The following is a 15,780-nucleotide window of genomic DNA, read 5'->3' on the forward strand; positions in this document are numbered from 1 at the left end:
GTCCAGATTGCGATAGCTGCCGCCGAGGCTGGCAAACGTATTGTCGTTATCGACCTCGACCCCGATGGCGGCACCGATACCGAAATGCGGCTTGCGGTTTGGGTCGGCGGGCTTGCCCTGAACCTTGTCGGCAATCGCGGTCAGACCGCGCGACCGCGCGGCACCCGCGATGACCTTGTTGCGAAGCGTCGTCAATACATTCGCCGCACCCAATGCGGCGGTGGTGGCGAAGCTCTTGTCGAAATACAGGGTTTCCGCTCTCAGTCCCAGATCGCCGCCGACCGTTATCGTCCCTCCGAGCGCGGCTTCCGTCAGCCCCTGCCCGACCGACACGTTGATCGCCACCGCCTCGACACCGTTGGTGCCGCCGTTGGCCCCGACGGACAGGGAATGGCGTTTTCCGGTCAACGCCTCGGACATCAGGTTGCCCGTGGTCGATACCGTGCCGCCCGAGACGCGCAACTGGTTTTCAAGGCTGCGGACAACGACGCCCACCGCATTCGAACCGTTCGCGATCTTGCTGGCATTCAGGGTCAGCGCATGATCTTCGTAAGCCGTGCTGAGAAGGCGCGTACCGCCGCCGGTATTGACCAGCGATCCACCGGTAATTGTGGTGCGCGACGTGGTATTGGCGTTCGCGACCGCGACGCCCAGCCCATAGGCCTTTGGGGCAATCGCAAACTGGGTCAGCGCGTGACTGGCAACCAGCATAGTCTCGGAAGCGGTATCGAACACCGCCGGCAAGGAAACCTTCACCCCGAGCGCTCCGCCCGAGAACAAGGCATATCCATCGATCCGCAGACCCATCGGGGTGGTGCCTGCGCCAAGTGCGGTGGAGGAAAAGACACCGTCAACCGATCCGTCGACCGTCGCATCCGCCGTCGTGACGGCAGCAGGTGTCCAGCGTCCATCCGCATTCACGACACTGTTGGTAATGGTCACGCGCGCGTCGGCTCTGAGGATCTGCACTTGCACCGGCAGAAGGTCGCTGACGGTCTGCAACCCGCGCTCGAACCCGTCAGTGATTAATCCTTCGATCCGGTCGATGGTGTTCGCGAACTCTGCTTCGAACGCGGCGACACCGTCCTCCATCGATTCGACCTGCGCCGCCTCGGTGGCGGCATCGTCGCTGCCAAGGGTATTGGAGGCCGTGGCCAGCGCCGTGACGATCACCGTGCCACCCTGTATCGTGGCGCTGTCGATGGTGACGCTGGCGACGTTTTCTTCAGGGATGAAATTCCACGCCACACCTTCGGTGACGGCCCGTGCCGTCAGGGCCACGAGTCCGCTCGCCGCCGAGTTCTGCGCCTGCAATTTCGCACCTGCTTCGACGCTGATAGTCTCGCCCACGATAACGATGTCACCGGCACCCGTCCTGACCCGTGTATCGATGCTCGCTCCTGCGGCAATTCGCGCGGCGTCGTCGGCAACCAGCGCGATGCTGCCGCCGTCGGTCGTCACGGCACCGGTAACCGTGACGCCTTCGCCTTCGATCACCGTTTCGGCGGTCTTGAATGCAACCTGACCGACCGTGACATCGCCAGCTTTCGCGGTCAGCGCGAAAAAGCCCGCGTCGCCCGCGACGGAACTTGCATCGATCACGGTCGCGTCGCTGATCGCGGCGTTGCCTTCGGCGAACAGTGTGACCGCACCGCCCTGCCCCGCGTTCATGCCCGAGACGTCGAAATCGGCGTCGATCGTCAGGACGCCTTCGGCGATGACCTCGACCAGACCGCCGCTATCGCCCCGGCTGGCCGTGATCTTGGGTGCCGGGGCCGCAACGGTCGGAGACAGATCAACGTCGCCCTTGGCAAACAGGCGCACGACTCCGTCAGATCCGATCGACACACCGCCGGCCGAGGGGCGGCCCTCCGCATTGACCGCGGGCTGAATCCGACCGGTCGCATCGGGTGCATCGACGGTGATCTGACCGCTGATCATCATCCGCGCACCGGCCCGCATGTCCAGACGGCTGGCGTTGATTGCGCCTTCAACCGTGATATCGCCGCCGCCAACCAGATTTTCCGTCCCGGCGAACAGCGCCGCCGTGGATCCCCCGATGCCCCCCGTCGCTTCGGCTGCAAGACTGTCGACGAAATCGCGGTTCGGCGCGCTCAGCGTCAGGTTGCCCGCATTGATCACGCCACTGGCCGAGATCATGAATCCGTCTGCGTTGACGAAGAAGACGTTGCCGCCGACCGGGCCTGCCGCACTGCCCTTCAGCGCGTTTACCGTGCCGGAGATGTTCGACTGACCGCCCCGTATGATGTTCACCAGCGCGCTTGCGTCCGTCGGCTCGACCACATTGACGGTCGTGCCGGCCGCGACGTCGAACTGGCTGAAGGTATTGTAGCCGGTCCCGTTCGTCACTGTGGCCGTCGTGACATTGGTCACGCCGCCCCCGGATACGACGCTGGTCGCCGTCGCCCCATCGGCAACGACCTGTGCCATCGCGGGCACCACGGCCACCGAGACGGAGGCCGCTATGGCGATCGTTCGGCTGACCATTCGTCCGGCCAGCAACAGAAGGCCGATGCCCCCTGCCCGCGTTCCGTTCGTCTGTCTGATGCGATCAACCACAGGTCGTCCTAACTCGTCTCGGTTGCTGGCGGGCGCAGGCTGCGCCGACCGGCCTTTGCATCACGCGCCAACGGGCGCGCGGTCGTTACTGGCTGCGGGCCGCGCGCAGCGCATCGAGGCCTTCGCTCAATTCCGTCACGTCTACCTCGACCACCACCGGATCGGCGTCGGGCCGGATGCGATAACCGAACAGAAGCTTGCCTGCCGCATCCATCGCGGCCAGCTCCTCGGCGTCCAGCGGCGCGGCAGCCTCGCAGACCTGACCCTGACAGCTTTGCCAGATCATCTCGCGCTGCTCGGCGTCCTCGTCGCCAGCGAAGCGATAGACCGCGCCGCCGGGCAGATAGACGCCCATCGGAACCTGCGCGATCAGGATGGCACCATCCTCGGACGGAACGGTGATGAAATTCGAGACCAGCGTCTGCCCGTCGGTCAGCGTCAGCGTCTGCACAAGACGACATGCGGTGTCGCGCACAGAGATCGCCTCGCAGGCCACCAGCCAGTCGCCGAAGGTCGTGCCGTTCGCCAGATCCTGCGAGGTTGCTGACGCATCGGTTGCAGCGTCAGTTTCCGTGTCGGTTGTGGCGTCCTGCGCTGCTGCCATACCTGCCGTCAGGCTCAATGCCAGTATCAATCCCGTCAGTTTCATTCGTTCCTCATTCATTTAGTTCAGTCGCGATTTTCAGGGCTCCGCTCCGGGAACCATTCAGAATTTATAATCCAGTCCGATGTAGGCGCGGGCCTTTGGGTCCGGGTATCCCAACGTCTCTTTCAGCGGCACACCGATCAGCGCGACCGCCTGCACGTCAAGTCGCCCGCTCAGATCGAACAACGCGCCCAGACCTGTCGAATACAGCAGGTCCTGATCGCTGTTGAAGCCGGCACTGGTCGCTCTGAACGGCACCGCGACCCCGATATCGACAAACGCAAAGGGTGAAATCGACAGCCGGTCTCCCGCTACGCTGAATGGCTCGCGCTTCGACACCTGAAGGTTCAGCACCGCGCCGCTGTCGCCCGACCGGATATCGTTGGGATAGCCGCGGACCGATCCGACACCGCCGATCGAAAACAGGCGCGCCACCGGCAGGTTCTGATCGGGCGCGACCTGGAACCGTAGGTTGCCGTCGAACATGAACCTCTCCGTCAGGGGACGTGCATAGCTGGCGCTGCCGTACAGAAGCGTGAAACTGCCTTCGGTCTGTGTGGTGCCCGCCGCCTGTGCCGATCCGGCCCGCAGACCCAGCGACAGGCTGAAGGCGGAATTTTCGAGCCGCCGGGAATAGCTTCCCTGCGCATACAATTCCGTCAGCTTGATGTCCGAGAACGGCAGGCCGTTGGTCACCGACTCCGACGTCTCGTATGCCAGCCCACCCTCGACGATGACGTGGCTGAACGGCAGCACCCGGATCGGACGGCGATAGGCCAGCGTCACGCCCATGTTGTCGCTCGACACGGCAATTGGCGTGAACGTTCCGGCAATGATCTGCGACGTCGAATAGCTGAGCGAGCCCAGAATCCGCCCGCCTCCTGGCCCCACGGGCCGCGAATACCCGATGTTTGCGGAGACCGATCCGCTGGTCAGTGTGGTCTGTGCGGTCAGCGTGTCGCGCACACCGGTCAGGTTGCGCCGCACTGCCGACAGGGTCAGTCGCGCCTCTCCGGTTTCTTCGCGCCCATAGTTGTCGAGGCTCACGCCGAAGACATTCCGCTTCGGGGCCTCGCCACGGATCACCGCGACTGTCGTCCCCGGTGCTTCGCCCGGCTCGAAGGAAATCGTCGGGGTCACGTCATGGCTCAGGTCGAACACCCGCAGATCACGTTCCAACCGCTCGAAATCCGGCAGATCACCCGGTCTCAACGACACGTTGCGGCGCAGGAAATCAGGTTGCGTCCGGCCGAACCCCTAGACCCGTACTGTCTCGACCGAAGCTTCGACAAGTTCGATTTTCAGAACACCGTTCACCAACTCCTGCGGCGGAATGATGGCCTGGGCCGTCACGATCCCTGCACGGGAATACAGGCCCTGGACCTCGCCCAGCAGCTTTTGCAGGTCGTCGAATTCAACGGGTCTCGCGACGTAGGGCGCGGCGACGGCCTGCAACTCCGCCTCGTCCAGATAGACGCTGTCGGAAAAGTCGACGCCTGAAATCTCGAAGGTCTGGGCTTGTACGACCTGCGGCAGGCCGAGGATTGTCAGGATGGCCGCCATGACCGCAAGATATGCCCGCATCGTCATTGCTTTTCCTCAAGGTCCTGGATCGCGGCAGTGATTCCACTCAACGACAGTTCAAATGCCACAGGACGCACGGCGACCCGCGGGCGATATCGTACCTGCGCTGCCCGCCCTCGCTTCCAGCCCAGCAATTCCGCTTCCGAAAGTTTCAATTGCGCTTCGCAGGCGCGCGCTTCGCAGCGAACGAACTGCGCCTGCTTTACCGTTCCGCCAGGAACGCCCACGAACAGGCCGCTGGCGATATGGACGCCCGCCGGAACGATGACCTGGACCTCGGCACCCGGATGCGTGGCCCGCGCACGGACCGTCATCAACCAGGTCCGGTCCGAGGCAAGAACAGTCGATTCGGCGAAACAGGCGTCATTCCGGCAGGATACCGCCCAGCCCTCGTAGACGGCGGCAAGACTCTGCTGAGGCCAATATATGCTGGCGGCACAGATCATCAGAAGGCTAAAAAGCCGGAAACCGTTCACACTCACATCCCTTCGTCCGGCAGTCCATGGACATGCCGCCCCCTGACCTTGGGTAATTTAATCGGCAATATTTCGCAACCCTGCCAAAAGTTTAGGTAAATACGCTTCAGTTTTGCAGAATTATGAATGCGGCCAAAGCCACGGAAAGCGTTCGGCAAGACGTTGCCGGATGCCAGGACGACGCACCCCCGGCACAGGGCAAGAGCCACTAGCCCATTCAATCACTTATTGGCAACCTATTGAAATATAATATTTAATTCATCACTGCATTTCCCCGCGGGGAAATCACTCCGCATCTCCGATCTCATGCCAAAATGCCTCGATCGCCCGTTCCAGCCGGGCCCGGTCCACGGCCCCGAAATCAATATCGGCGCGCAGCTCCATCTTGCCCTGGGTCGCTGTTGCCCGCACCCCCGGTCCGACGGGAACCGTCAGGGCCACCCTGCCCCGCCGCCCCCTGGGCACGCCCCGCGCCTTGACCGGTAGCGGCACCGAATGCCCCTCGATCACGCGTCGCAGGATTGCCAGCTCCTCCGCCGCATCGCGCGTCGGCGCGGCGCGCAAGGCATCGCTGACAACCCCTACGAACGCCGGATCGGCCTCCAGCCGATCTGCCAGTTGCAGACCAAGCGAGCGGGGCATCGCCGCCGGATGCTCCAGCACCTTGTCCAGACGTGCCAGCAGCAATGCGAACCGCCGGATATAGCTCCGCTTCTGGGGCGAAACACTTGCAAACAGCGCGTTCACCGCCGCATCCAGCGACTCACATCCGTCGACCCCGTCCGCGGCATAGGCCCGCGCCAACGATGCCATCTCGGCGAAACTGACGTCCTTCCGGATCAGGTTCTCGTCCACCATCCGCCGATACAGACCCGCGTCACTCTCCCCGGTGGCGAAGATACCCGCCGGAATATGCATCCACCTGGCGTCTTCGGTTTCGACCAGAAGTTCCCGGTAGGCCGTCAATCGGCGCAGACCCTGCACCAGTTCATATCCGCCCTGCCCGTCCGCCTCGACCCGGATCGGATTGCTCAGCCCGATCTCGCGCAACGACACTTTCAGATCGCCAAGATCCATGTCGTCCGACAAACGGCGGTCCCGTGTCAGCTTGGTCGTGCGCACCCTATCCAACGGGATCAGGTCGGTCACCAGGCCCAGTTTCTTCAGGCGTACCAGTTCATGGGCCAAGGCGTCATTTTCAGCCCTGATATCGGCCTCGACCTTTTCGCGATAGCGCCGGGCATCGCCAACTTCGCCGATGGCCGAAGCCATGGGTCCGCGCCGCGCAGATTTCGTCTCCAACTCGGGCATGTCGGATGGCTCCGGAACGGCTTCGTCCGGCAGATCCACGTCGAACATGCGGCGTTTGCGGCTCATGCGTCATCCTCCATATTGTCCCATGCGGCCAGAACGGTGTCCCTGAATTCCTCATAAGCAACGTCGAATGTCGATCGTGCCCGTCGCCAGGTTTCCCGTGTCATATCGCGATAATCCATCTCATACACCGAACTCAGGAATCGCCCCGATTGCTCGACCGCGCGCGTGTGTTCGATCGGATGCAGCGCCATACGGTCACCGAAAACCTTGTGGAACGCATCTTTCATCGCGCGATGCAGATCATTCCCCGGCTCGTAGCGGGTCAGCAGAAACCGGATGTCCAGAAAACTCTTGCCGAAATCCGATTTCCCCGCGGGGAAATCACCGAAGCCGACCAGATCCTCCAGCGCTTCCGACAACTGACCGATGAACGACGTGGTGCTGTCGTATTCCCAATACCCCGGTCCCGACGGCACATAGAGGACATCCGCCGCAAACACCGCATTCATCGACTGGTAGCCGATGGCCGGAGGGCAATCGAAGATCACCATATCGTAGGCATCGCGGGGCAGGGCATCCAGCCAGCGGGACACGGCGGCGAAGAACGACCAGTCCGGGTTCATGTGCCGATACTGGGCGCTGGCGAATTCGACAAAGGCCGCATTGGCGCAGCTTGGCACCAGATCGATAGTCGACCAGCAGGTCGGCTTTATGAAATCAGCCACCCGCAATTCGCCCAGCCCGGTGTCGGCAATCGATGTCGGCAAGCGGCGCTGCGGCATATGGCGCCCCGACTCTGCGCCTTGCGTCGCGCTGTTCATGCGCCGTGTTTCATGGATCAGATCGCGCGCCAGAATACCCCAGACGGTGTGGTCCTCGCTAACGTCGCTCAGACCCATCGAATGGCTGAGTGTCGCCTGCGGATCGAAATCGACGCAGAGCACGCGGTAGCCGTCAAGCGCGGCGGCATGCGCCAGATGCAGGGCCGTCGTCGACTTGCCCGCGCCGCCCTTGAAGTTACTGACGGCAACCCGGATCGCGCGCTTGCCCGTCGGGCGCGCGGGCATCAGCGACTTGCGGTTGATCTTCATCTTGCGGCGCAGCTCGTTCACCTCGTCCAGGCTGAACCAGCGTTGCCGTCCGTCCTGCTCCACTTCGCCGGAGGGCAGGGAAGGGTCGGCGGCGAGGCGGCCGCGAAAAGTATTCTGGTTCACGCGGAAAATAAGCTCCGATACCTCCCATGAGGAGAACCGGCGGAGCGTCTTTTCATGTCCAGGCGAAAAGGTCTGCCGTCGTATCCAGCCCTGAAGTTTGAGGGAGCTGTCGCGCAGCTCCTGCAGGTCGCGGTAGTCTAGCATCCGTCTGCCTCAACGTTGTTCGATCATGTAATCAGGAATACGCCGAATTTGACCTCCGCGTAAATCCCGGATTAGAACGAAACAGCGATGGATGATTTCCCCGCGGGGAAAGACGGGACCCATGAGGCAAGGGCCAATGCCGATTCGGCACCATATGCGTCCCAGAGACTGATTTGGGGTGACATCGACCCTAGCGCGAAGCTTTTTGAGGGGACATTTCTGCCCTATAGGAGGACAACCAGAGTGTCCCCCTATACCAGATTCATACCGGATTCTTCTTTCAGGATGAATGACAGGCATGGGAGTGCTTGACAGAATCGGCCCGCTCAACGCAAATCAGGGTAACTGCCGAAATAACGGTGGATTGAGCGGCAAGGGCGGGAGGACAGGATGGGTCTCGGCCAGACAGGACACAGATGAAACGGCGGGAGACAACGCGGGCTACAGGACGGTATGCGGCCTCGCTGAAATACGATGTCCTGACTGCCCTCGGGGCCTATGCCTGCGGAGGGGACAAGCATCGGCAGCGTCTGGCGCTGCGCCTGATGACCCTCGTGACTGCTCGCTACAACTGGCAGGACGATACGGTGACGACAGGCCAGCGCGAGATTGCAGCGCTCTGGTCCGTCGATGAACGCACCGTAAAGCGTGAGATGGCGCGGTTGCGCGATATGGGATGGCTGGTTCTGAAACGTGCTTCGACGCGCGGTCGCGTGGCCTGTTACGGTCTGGGGCTGGATGTGATCCTGATGCAGACCGAACCCTATTGGGTATGTGTCGGCCCGGATTTCGTGGAACGGATGGGGGCCAAACCTGCGGAACCGGCGTCCGATCCGACAGTCGTGGCTTTTCCAGTGGCGGGCGAAGGCGCATGGTCGCAGATCGCCACACGATTGCAGGCAGACGATCCCGGAGTGTTCAATGCCTGGTTTGCGCCGCTGGTATCGTTGGGAGAACGGAACAGGGTCTTGCGGTTGAAGGTGCCGTCGAAATTTCACGGCTCGTTCCTGCGCACGCATCACTTGGGTCGCCTACAGGCCCTGGCGCGGTTTCAGGGGTGCGAGGTGGAGCTGGTCGATTGAAGCTTGGTCGGACATTCCCGAAAGATCGTCTGACATACGCTCATGCATTGAATAAAAGGCTCTTATCAAGAGATTTGAGAAACGCTTGCCACAGACACAGCGTCTTAAACCCTGTGATCACATTGCGATGCAGGCAGCGGTATAACTGTTCTTGAACGGTGCCAATGTCGCCATATCCTGAAGCGGGGTTTCGATCAGTCGCCCAGGGACCGCAGAACGGCAACGGTCGCATTCCGAATCGGAGCTTCGATCCGGGACAGGATCTGCGCCCGGTCGAACAGAGCAGGGTCGTCGGCCAGCGTCTTGCGCAGCGCGCTGCCGAAGACCTGACGCAATTCTGTCCCGATGTTGAATTTGCAAATTGACGAACTGCGCGCCAGTGCGGCCCGTTGCCCGTGCGGCACACCCGACCCGCCGTGGATGACCAGCGGGACGGAGGTGACAGCCTCGATCGCGCGGATGCGGGCTTCGTCCAGTCCATTGCCCGCACCGGTCTGCAAATGCATGTTTCCGACGGAAATCGCCATGGCGTCAACGCCGGTTTCGCGGGCGAACTCTGCGGCTTCGCCGGGGTCGGTCCCCTTGCTCTCGGCGCCTGCGGCATAGCCGACGAACCCGATTTCGCCCTCGCAACTGACACCCGCGGCATGGGCCATGTCAGCAATGGCACGGGTCCGGTCGATGTTGTCGGCCAGCGACAGTTTCGACCCGTCGAACATGACGGAGGTGAACCCAGCATCAATCGCGGCGGCACAATCGGATTCTTCGTACCCGTGATCCAGATGAACCACGACGGGCACGTCGACGTCGGCCGCCAGCGACCGGAACATCGCACCCAGAACGGGCAGGGGGGTATGCGCGCGACAGCCTGGCCCGGCTTGCAGGATGATCGGCACACCCAATGTCTGCGCGGCGGCGGTATAGGCGCGCGCATCCTCCCACCCCAGACAGACGACACCGGCGATGGCGCGGCCATACCGAAGCGCGGGTTGCAGCACGTTGGACAGGGGAACGAGGGTCATTTGAACTTGGCCACCATATCCATGATGCCCGGAATCGTATGCAGTTGTTCGGCATGCGTCGGCTGGAAATATTGCTTCAGCGACCGCTGGCTGAGTCCGCCGAGGATGGTGAAGTAGTACATTTCATAGCCGGGCAGAACGGCGCAGGGATGATACCCCTTGTCGAGACAGATCGTGGAGCCATCCATGATATGATAAGCATCGCCGGGCTTGTTATCTTCGCGTTGCAGCATCTGCACGCCCGAGCCGTAGTTCGGTTTGAAGCGAAAGTTATAGGTCTCGTCGTGCCGCGTCTCGTCGGGCAGGCGGTCGGTGTCGTGCTTGTGGCTGGGAAAACCGGACCAGCCGCCCTGACCGACGGTGAACAGTTCCGACACCAGCAACCGACCAACACGGTCATGGTATTGCGCGCCCAGGATATGCGCGATACGGCGATGGGTCTTGGTGTCGTCACTGCCATATTGCACCTTGTCAAGATCCTTGGTTCGGACGGCGAAAGGCTTTAGCGTGTCGGCGAATTTGGCGCCTGCAATGAAGACTTCGGCGGTGGCACTGCGACAGGTGATTTGCGCGCCCGTATCGGTCGGGACATAGACACCTTCGGGGTCGCCATCGAAGACATCGCCGGTGCGGACACCGATATCCTTGTAGGTCTCGCCGCCGGTTTCGATGGTCACCGTGCCGGTCGCAGGCACGATGCAGGTCTCGTATCCGGGAACGCGATATTCGAAGGTCTCGCCCTGATTCAGCTTGACGATATTGAAGTAGTTCAGCGGAACTGTCGCATTGTCGACGTCGACGATCGGCTTGTTGTGATTGTCATGGGGGGGGATGTGCATCGGGGCTACTCCGTGGGTCCGGGGTGATTGGCCAGAAAGGCCTCGAGTTCGAGTGTGGTCGGCATGGCGGGGGCGCAGCCAACGCGGGCAACGACCATCGCGGCGCTGGCCGACCCGCGCAGGACGGCCGATTTCACGTCGTGGCCGTTGGCCAGACCGGCGATGAACCCGCCCATGAAACTGTCGCCCGCGCCGGTGGGTTTCAGGGCATCTGTGCGATAGATGCCGGTGCGGATTTCGTCACCGTCATGGAAGGTGATCGCGCCCTTCTCGCCCATCTTGTAGACGATCAGTTTGCCCTGTTCCGCCAGCGTTCGAGCCTTTTCGAGACCCTTTTCATAGTCGCCGGCCATAAATCCGAATTCGACGTCATTCCCGATGATGACGTCGCATAGGTCGCCCGCGCGGCTTAGCACGTCGGAGGCAATCTGCGGGCTTGTCCAGGAATAGGGGCGGTAGTCGATATCGAAGATCAGCGGGATGTCTGCGCTTCGCGCCAGATCAAAGGCGCGAAAGGCTGCGGTGCGGCTGGGATCGGCGGCAAAGACCGTGCCGGTGGTGATCAGGGCGCTGCGGCCCGAATACCGCGCTGCCTCTACATCAGCGACCGTCATCTCGAAGTCTGCGGCGCCGTTGCGATAGATGACCGATTGGTGGTCCTCCATCCGGGTTTCGACCACGGCGAGCGAGTTGCGTGCTTCGCCGCCCACGGGTTTGACACAGGTGCGGTCGACACCGTAGCGGTCCAGCTGGTTGATGGCGAACCGTCCGATTGCATCGTCGCTGACACGGGTCACCAGGGCGGCCTTGCAGCCCTGTTTGACCAGCGCGACGCCGATATTCGCGCTGCTTCCGCCCAGGCAGGACACGAAGCTTTCGGCGTCTTCGGTGCGGGTACCGGGCGGGTCGGGGTAGAAATCCATACCCGCGCGCCCGACGATCAGGAAATCCTTGTCCGACAGGTTCATTTTCGCCCTTCCGCATTGACGGCATCGGCGGTGTCGAGAACTTCGGGATAAGGATAGTCGAACCCCAACAGCTGACGCAGTTCAGGTGAAGCGGTGTCGAGAAGTTCGCGGGGCAGGGCGGCGGGCATATCTTCCAGCGGTTTGACCCACTTGGGCAGATAGTTCGTCAGAACCGCGCAGCGTTCATGGTCGGAACGGTTCGGCATCGCGCAATGCCAGGCGGCACCAAAAAACAGCACAGTGTCACCCGGTTCACCCAGCATGCGTTTAGATTTGCCGTGAAAATCATCCTCCGGCCCCGGATATCGCAGATGTTTCTGCGTACCGGGCACATAGGCGGTCGCGCCCGACGCCTCGGTGAACGGATCGAGGATCACGGTGACCTGCGCGTTCATCGGAAAGCTGGCGTTCAGGCCGATGGGGTGCGTTTCCGGTGCATGAAAATCCCAATAGGGATAATCGACATGCGGTTCCTGACCCGGCCCGCCCGGCAGGATGCGGTTGGCCGCGATGGAGCCCATGATGAATCCGGTGCCGAGGAATTTCGACAGGACTTTCATCAAGACCGGGTGCGTGGCCATACGGGCAAACACGTCGCCCTTGGCCAAGAGGTTCCAGACCCGTCGTTGCAGGGCCAGCTGGCCATCCTTGGCGGCGGCCCCCTGAAAATGCGTGACCTTGGCCGCATCGTTGTTGGAATGTTCGAGGATGATGCGTCGGGCCTCGGCAATATCCTCGGGTGCAAACAGGCCTTTGAACATCACGGCCCCGCCGCCGTTTAACAATTCGTCGACAATGGCGTCTGGATCGGCTGCATCGGCTTTGTAGGTTTTCATATGCCTTTCCTCTGTCGCTTGGTGCGCGTGGCTTCAACATCCTTGTGCGCGGCAGTGACGGACCTGGTTTCCGAAATTTCGGGCGTTCCGATCTCCCACCAGGCGTGCCCCTCAGACGTCCAGCCATCATAGGGATCGACCTGCATGACGATGACGGTGGTAAGGGCAGAGGCCTTGGCACGGGTGAAGGCATCGGCCAGTTCGCCCGCGTTAGAGACGGTTTCGGCATGTGCGCCCATGGCTTTGGCGTGGGATTCGAAATCGACACGAACCTGGCGGGTGGCGGTCGGTGTATCCGCGATCAGGTTGTTGAAACTGTCCTGCCCTGTGTTGTTCTGCAACTTGTTGATGACCGCGAAACCGCCGTTGTCGAGTACCAGAACGATCAGTTTCTTTTCGGTCAGGACGGCGGAATAGAGGTCAGAGTTCAGCATCAGGTAGCTGCCGTCGCCGGTCAGCACGACGGTGTCGCTGTCGGGCTCGTCCTCGGCCTGCGCGATGCGCGCGCCCCAGCCGCCCGCGATTTCGTAACCCATGCAGGAAAAGCCGAATTCCACATCTACGGTGCCCGCCTTCAGGGTGCGCCAGTTGGCAGTAACTTCGGCGGGCAGGCCCCCGGCGGCGGCGACGACGCGGTCGGACGGGGCCATCAGCGCGTTTATCGTGCCAATGGCCTGGGCATAGGAGTTCGGGCGGTTGCCGGGTGTCACGTTCTCGGCGCGGTAATCGTTCCATTTTGCGCGCTCGGCCTTGGCCTTTGCGGTCCAGTCCGCGGGCGTTTTGTGATTACCGAGAGCGTCGCCGACAGCATTCAGTCCCAACTTTGCATCGCCCACGACCGTCGTCGCCAGATGCTTGGCCGCATCGTGACGTCCGACGTTGAGCGTCAGCAATCTGGCGTTGCGGGCAAAGGCGGTCCAGCTGCCGGTCGTGAAGTCCTGCAAGCGGGTGCCGACTGCGAAGATCACGTCGGCATTTTCCGCCGTCCAGTTGGCCGAGTTCGATCCGGTGACGCCGACCGGACCGATGTTCAGCGGATGATCGTCCAGAAGATTTGCCCGGCCGGCAATTGTCTCTATTACCGGGATATCATGAGTTTCGGCGAAACGCGTCAGCTCGGCCACGGCCCCGGAATACTGCACGCCTCCGCCGGCAATGATGACCGGACGTTCAGCAGACTTGAGGATTGTAGCGGCCTCGGAGATTTCGACCGTATCGGGCATCTGTCGGCGAATGCGATGTGTCCGATTGTCAAAGAACGCCTTTGGATAATCCCAGGCCCAGCCCTGCACATCCTGCGGCAGGCCCAGAAACGCCGGGCCGCAATCGGCAGGGTCCAGCATGGTCGCCAGCGCGGCGGGTAGCGATTGCAGGATCTGCGCCGGATGGGTGATGCGGTCCCAGAACCGGGTGACAGCCTTGAAGGCATCGTTCACGCCCAGTGCCGGATTGCCGAAATGTTCAAGTTGTTGCAGCACCGGGTCGGGCAGGCGGGTCAGGAAGGTATCGCCGCAAAGCATCAGCATCGGCAGACGGTTTGCGTGGGCCAGTGCTGCGGCGGTCAGCAGGTTTGCGGTGCCGGGGCCAGCGCTTGCGGTGCAGAACATGAAGCGGCGGCGCAGATGATATTTGGCATAGCCGGCAGCGGCGAACCCCATGCTGGTTTCATTCTGACCGCGATAGAGCGGCAGTTGATCGCGCACCGGATACAGCGCCTCGCCCAGACAGGGCACGTTGCCATGACCGAAGATGCCGAAACCACCGCCGCAGATGCGCGTCCGGGTTCCGTCGATGTCGATATGTTGCGCCAGAAGCCAACGCACGATGGCCTGTGCCACCGTAAGGCGGATGGTATCTGTCATTGCGGCATTCCTCCCGGTGAAAAGCGCTTGCACGTTTTCGAATCCCAGAATACGGATATTGCAACCGGTTGCAATTGCTAATCGGGAACCGGGGGAACTATGCGCGATATCGGCATTGGCATCATTGGCGGAGGCTATATGGGCAAAGCCCATGCGGTGGCGATGTCTGCCGTCGGCCCCGTGTTCGAGACGGCTTTGCGCCCAAAACTCGTGATGGTCTGTGCCACGTCCGACGCCTCGGCAGAACGGTATCGCGCGGCCTATGGGTTTGCGCGGGCGACATCGGACTGGCGCACGCTGGTCGCTGACCCGGAGGTCGAGGCGATCGTCATCGCCTCGCCGCAATCCACCCATCGGGAGATCGCCGAAGCCGCCTTCGCGCGCGGTTTGCCGGTGTTTTGCGAAAAGCCGCTGGGTGAAAACGCCGCCGACAGTGCTGCTATGGTCATGGCGGCCGAGGCGGCAAATGCAATCAACATGACCGGTTTCAACTACGTCCGCACCCCCGCAACACAAGAGGCGATCCGACTGGTCAGATCCGGTGCGCTTGGCAGGATCACCTGGTTTCGCGGAGAGCATACAGAGGATTTCCTGTCCGATCCGGATGCCCCCGCCAATTGGCGGACCGAAGGCCGTGCGTCGGGCACGATGGGCGATCTGGCCCCGCACCCGATCAATTGCGCGCTGGCGCTGATGGGTCCGATCAAGTCCCTGATGGCACAAATAGAGACGGTTCATGACACGCGCCCCGGCCCGGATGGTCCGGTGCAGGTCACGAACGACGACCACGCCCAGATGATGTTGCGCTTTGCAAACGGCGTTATGGGTCAGCTCTACGTCAGTCGTACTGCGACGGGTCGCAAAATGGGATACGGCTATGAAATCCACGGAACGAAAGGCGCGATCCGGTTTGATCAGGAAGATCAGAACGCGCTGCACGTATATTACGCCGATGGCCCCGAAGCGGGGCGCGGGTTCACCAAAATTCTGACCGGCCCGGCACATCCGAACTATGCCGCCTTCTGTCAGGGACCGGGGCACGGCACGGGATATCAGGATCAGATCATCATCGAGGCGCGGGATTTCCTGCACGCCATCGAGACGAATACGAACATTTTCCCGACTTTCCGCGACGGGATGGAGGTCAACCGGGTGGTCGAAGCCGCCTGGACCTCTTCGGACCAGCGCCAATGGGTCGATTTGTGAGGGC

At 61.9% G+C, this 15,780-nt stretch carries 14 protein-coding genes; 2 read left to right on the plus strand and 12 right to left on the minus strand.

The annotated features are described in order from the left end of the window. From BMY38_RS17455 to BMY38_RS17485, 7 genes are all read right to left on the minus strand, one after another. A partial coding sequence (locus BMY38_RS17455; protein WP_139204737.1) for a leukotoxin LktA family filamentous adhesin occupies positions 1-2,580 on the minus strand: 2,580 nt, incomplete at its 3' end. Between the two features lie 85 nt (positions 2,581-2,665). Continuing rightward, positions 2,666-3,229 carry an invasion associated locus B family protein gene (locus tag BMY38_RS17460; protein ID WP_175495939.1) on the minus strand — a complete coding sequence of 188 codons (564 nt, stop codon included), beginning with the start codon at positions 3,227-3,229 and terminating at the stop codon, positions 2,666-2,668. Positions 3,230-3,286: 57 nt separating this feature from the next. Beyond that, positions 3,287-4,444: a ShlB/FhaC/HecB family hemolysin secretion/activation protein gene (locus BMY38_RS17465; RefSeq protein WP_175495940.1), complete on the minus strand. Its 1,158-nt coding sequence runs from the start codon at positions 4,442-4,444 to the stop codon at positions 3,287-3,289. Positions 4,445-4,483: 39 nt separating this feature from the next. Continuing rightward, positions 4,484-4,816 (minus strand): POTRA domain-containing protein, encoded by a 333-nt coding sequence (locus tag BMY38_RS17470; protein ID WP_092765273.1) that lies wholly within the window; start codon positions 4,814-4,816, stop codon positions 4,484-4,486. Further along, complete coding sequence (locus BMY38_RS17475) at positions 4,813-5,256, minus strand: invasion associated locus B family protein (RefSeq protein WP_281243242.1); 444 nt, start codon at positions 5,254-5,256, stop codon at positions 4,813-4,815. The genes BMY38_RS17470 and BMY38_RS17475 overlap by 4 nt, the downstream gene beginning before the upstream one ends. A 315-nt stretch (positions 5,257-5,571) precedes the next feature. Further along, positions 5,572-6,663 (minus strand): ParB/RepB/Spo0J family partition protein, encoded by a 1,092-nt coding sequence (locus BMY38_RS17480; RefSeq protein WP_092765277.1) that lies wholly within the window; start codon positions 6,661-6,663, stop codon positions 5,572-5,574. After that, positions 6,660-7,961, minus strand: coding sequence for an AAA family ATPase (locus tag BMY38_RS17485; RefSeq protein WP_092765279.1), 1,302 nt, complete (start codon positions 7,959-7,961; stop codon positions 6,660-6,662). The genes BMY38_RS17480 and BMY38_RS17485 overlap by 4 nt, the downstream gene beginning before the upstream one ends. A 416-nt stretch (positions 7,962-8,377) precedes the next feature. Between BMY38_RS17485 and BMY38_RS17490 the strand changes: the two genes are divergently transcribed. Further along, complete coding sequence (locus tag BMY38_RS17490) at positions 8,378-9,043, plus strand: DnaA N-terminal domain-containing protein (protein WP_092765281.1); 666 nt, start codon at positions 8,378-8,380, stop codon at positions 9,041-9,043. A gap of 194 nt (positions 9,044-9,237) precedes the next feature. On the opposite strand, the gene BMY38_RS17495 is transcribed toward BMY38_RS17490, so the two are convergent. The 5 genes from BMY38_RS17495 to iolD are packed head-to-tail and all read right to left on the minus strand — an operon-like array spanning position 9,238 to position 14,570. After that, positions 9,238-10,065, minus strand: coding sequence for a class II fructose-bisphosphate aldolase (locus tag BMY38_RS17495; RefSeq protein WP_092765284.1), 828 nt, complete (start codon positions 10,063-10,065; stop codon positions 9,238-9,240). Then, positions 10,062-10,904 carry a 5-deoxy-glucuronate isomerase gene (locus BMY38_RS17500; RefSeq protein WP_092765286.1) on the minus strand — a complete coding sequence of 281 codons (843 nt, stop codon included), beginning with the start codon at positions 10,902-10,904 and terminating at the stop codon, positions 10,062-10,064. Before BMY38_RS17500 ends, BMY38_RS17495 begins: the two co-directional genes overlap by 4 nt. Before the next feature lie 5 nt (positions 10,905-10,909). Beyond that, complete coding sequence (iolC, locus tag BMY38_RS17505; RefSeq protein ID WP_092765288.1) at positions 10,910-11,872, minus strand: 5-dehydro-2-deoxygluconokinase; 963 nt, start codon at positions 11,870-11,872, stop codon at positions 10,910-10,912. Next, complete coding sequence (locus BMY38_RS17510; RefSeq protein WP_092765290.1) at positions 11,869-12,708, minus strand: phytanoyl-CoA dioxygenase family protein; 840 nt, start codon at positions 12,706-12,708, stop codon at positions 11,869-11,871. The genes iolC and BMY38_RS17510 overlap by 4 nt, the downstream gene beginning before the upstream one ends. Then, positions 12,705-14,570 carry a 3D-(3,5/4)-trihydroxycyclohexane-1,2-dione acylhydrolase (decyclizing) gene (gene iolD / locus BMY38_RS17515; protein ID WP_092765292.1) on the minus strand — a complete coding sequence of 622 codons (1,866 nt, stop codon included), beginning with the start codon at positions 14,568-14,570 and terminating at the stop codon, positions 12,705-12,707. The genes BMY38_RS17510 and iolD overlap by 4 nt, the downstream gene beginning before the upstream one ends. Positions 14,571-14,669: 99 nt before the next feature. On the opposite strand from iolD, the gene BMY38_RS17520 reads away from it, so the two are divergent. Beyond that, positions 14,670-15,776 carry a Gfo/Idh/MocA family protein gene (locus BMY38_RS17520; protein ID WP_092765295.1) on the plus strand — a complete coding sequence of 369 codons (1,107 nt, stop codon included), beginning with the start codon at positions 14,670-14,672 and terminating at the stop codon, positions 15,774-15,776. Positions 15,777-15,780 lie beyond the last annotated feature (4 nt).

The organism is Jannaschia helgolandensis (assembly GCF_900109285.1).
Taxonomy (GTDB): domain Bacteria; phylum Pseudomonadota; class Alphaproteobacteria; order Rhodobacterales; family Rhodobacteraceae; genus Jannaschia; species Jannaschia helgolandensis.

Coding starts and splice junctions, on each gene's coding strand:
- BMY38_RS17460 (WP_175495939.1), bottom strand. CDS start 3,229: ATGAAACTGACGGGATTGATACTGGCATTGAGCCTGACGGCAGGTATG.
- BMY38_RS17470 (WP_092765273.1), bottom strand. CDS start 4,816: ATGACGATGCGGGCATATCTTGCGGTCATGGCGGCCATCCTGACAATC.
- BMY38_RS17475 (WP_281243242.1), bottom strand. CDS start 5,256: ATGATCTGTGCCGCCAGCATATATTGGCCTCAGCAGAGTCTTGCCGCC.
- BMY38_RS17480 (WP_092765277.1), bottom strand. CDS start 6,663: ATGAGCCGCAAACGCCGCATGTTCGACGTGGATCTGCCGGACGAAGCC.
- BMY38_RS17485 (WP_092765279.1), bottom strand. CDS start 7,961: ATGCTAGACTACCGCGACCTGCAGGAGCTGCGCGACAGCTCCCTCAAA.
- BMY38_RS17490 (WP_092765281.1), top strand. CDS start 8,378: ATGAAACGGCGGGAGACAACGCGGGCTACAGGACGGTATGCGGCCTCG.
- BMY38_RS17495 (WP_092765284.1), bottom strand. CDS start 10,065: ATGACCCTCGTTCCCCTGTCCAACGTGCTGCAACCCGCGCTTCGGTAT.
- BMY38_RS17500 (WP_092765286.1), bottom strand. CDS start 10,904: ATGCACATCCCCCCCCATGACAATCACAACAAGCCGATCGTCGACGTC.
- iolC (WP_092765288.1), bottom strand. CDS start 11,872: ATGAACCTGTCGGACAAGGATTTCCTGATCGTCGGGCGCGCGGGTATG.
- BMY38_RS17510 (WP_092765290.1), bottom strand. CDS start 12,708: ATGAAAACCTACAAAGCCGATGCAGCCGATCCAGACGCCATTGTCGAC.
- iolD (WP_092765292.1), bottom strand. CDS start 14,570: ATGACAGATACCATCCGCCTTACGGTGGCACAGGCCATCGTGCGTTGG.
- BMY38_RS17520 (WP_092765295.1), top strand. CDS start 14,670: ATGCGCGATATCGGCATTGGCATCATTGGCGGAGGCTATATGGGCAAA.